This window comes from Hyella patelloides LEGE 07179 (assembly GCF_900659865.1).
Lineage (GTDB): Bacteria > Cyanobacteriota > Cyanobacteriia > Cyanobacteriales > Xenococcaceae > Hyella > Hyella patelloides.
Genome location: NZ_LR214083.1, coordinates 1 through 1,919, shown reverse-complemented (window position 1 = coordinate 1,919; position 1,919 = coordinate 1). Strand labels below are relative to the sequence as shown.

The 1,919-nt window shown below is 39.0% G+C and carries 1 protein-coding gene; it reads right to left on the bottom strand.

The window, feature by feature from the left end; all coding sequences use genetic code 11:
- A partial coding sequence (locus tag H1P_RS29120; protein WP_144874336.1) for a filamentous hemagglutinin N-terminal domain-containing protein occupies positions 1 to 1,361 on the bottom strand: 1,361 nt, incomplete at its 3' end.
- Positions 1,362 to 1,919 lie beyond the last annotated feature (558 nt).

Here is a 1,919-nt window from a genome sequence, read left to right as displayed (position 1 = left end):
TTTGAATTAACTTGACTGAAAACACCAGTAACAGTATCTGGATTGTCACCATCAAGATTAATGGTATCGCTGGCAATAATCTCCACCGAACCCGCATTCCCAATACCATTAGTACTAGCAGAAACTTGCGCTCCATTGGTGAGATTGAGATTGGCAGTAGAGATGGTGACACCCCCTGCATTTCCTTCTCCATCTGAATTAACTCGACTGAAAACACCAGTAGGAGTATCTGAATTGTCACGATTAATATTAATGGTATCGCTGGCAATAATCTCCACCGAACCCGCATTCCCAATACCATTAGTACTAGCAGAAACTTGCGCTCCATTGGTTGCAAAGAGTGAATCAGTCACAATATTTATATTCCCTGAATTGCCCACACCGAAAGGAGCAACTCGATTGCCAATACTGCTATCATCCAGAGTTAGATTCTCAGTAACGTTAACACTAATATCTCCAGCAGTAGCATTAGGAGAAGTTGAATCGGCAGTTATTCCCGCTCTTAAGAAACTTCTACTAGATTCTCCTGCTGTAAGACTTAGATTGCGAGCGTTAACGGTGATACTTCCTCCACCAGTACCCCTAACATCTACATCGGCAGCATTAGTTAGGTTGATATCGGCTCTTTCTACATCTTCAGGAAAACTCAAACTACCATCATCATTAATACCAACTTCTCCTGCTTCTGATAGACTACCTAAAAAGATATTTCCTCCTGGTGCGGTAGCTTCACCAGCTTCAAAGTTAATATTCCCACCCACTAAACCCAGGGTGTTTCCTGGTTGAACTGACAAACCCACAAAATCACCCGCGTCATTTCGCACAAATGAACGATTTACTATTGGCTCAGGATTATCACGAAAACCCAAACCAATGGGGGCATTAATCGTAATTAAGGGAGGATTATCTAAATTTGTCGCGCTAAATTCTCCATCAGGAAATAGAATACTGTCTGCGGTGCTGCCATAAAAAGAACCACCAATTTGCAGACTAGCACCCTCACCAAACAAAATACCAGCAGGATTGATTAAAAATAAATTAGCCGTACCATTAGCCCGAATCAATCCATTGATATTAGAGATATTGCCCCCTGTAACGCGAGAAAAAATGTTAACTATGTCCGACGCATTGTTAAAGAAAGCCTCACTTCCATTTGGCACAGAAAACTCCCCAAAACTATGAAATAAATTCCCGCCCGCGCGATCTCCATCGTCTATCTGTACTCCTGTATCTGTCGGAGTTAAATTAGTATTGGTACTGCCGTCAGTAGTAATTTGAGCCGAAGCAGAAGACAGAACAATACTATTACCAAAAGTTACGATGTAAGTAGCAAAAAGATAAAATGGGGTCTTATTAAACATCTTGTTAAATAAAAAGTAGTAAAAAAATCTTGTAAATCTTGTCGAACTGCAATCAAAAATTTATGGAGACTGGGGAATAGCGATAGGAAAATCAGAAACGCACATTAAGAAAATAAATGTGTATAATTAATTTTCTGTCTTTACTTATAACCAGGTTTTTAAGGCTTTTTGTGATAGATAAATATTTATTTATACTATTTATTCAGTTCATATTTTTCTTTTTTTCTTGATGCTTTTATTGATTAATTATCTCCCGATCTAACATTAAACTACAAATTTACTTCAGAAGAGGTAACAGGTAACAGGTAAGAGAAAATTATTGGTATATTGACATTTAGTTATAAGAGGACATCTGAAAAGTTATTTTTTTACGTTCGAGTTCTTGGTTTTGCCCCCCCAGCCCCCCAACTCTGGGGGGAGAAGGATAGAAAGTCCCCCAAGTTTGGGGGATTTAGGGGTCCAGAGCTGGATCTATTTCGCAAAGAACCTCCACAACAGCCTCTTCAAAGATCCTTAGCTGACTAGTTGTAATGAATCTAGCAATAGCAAAAAACAAAT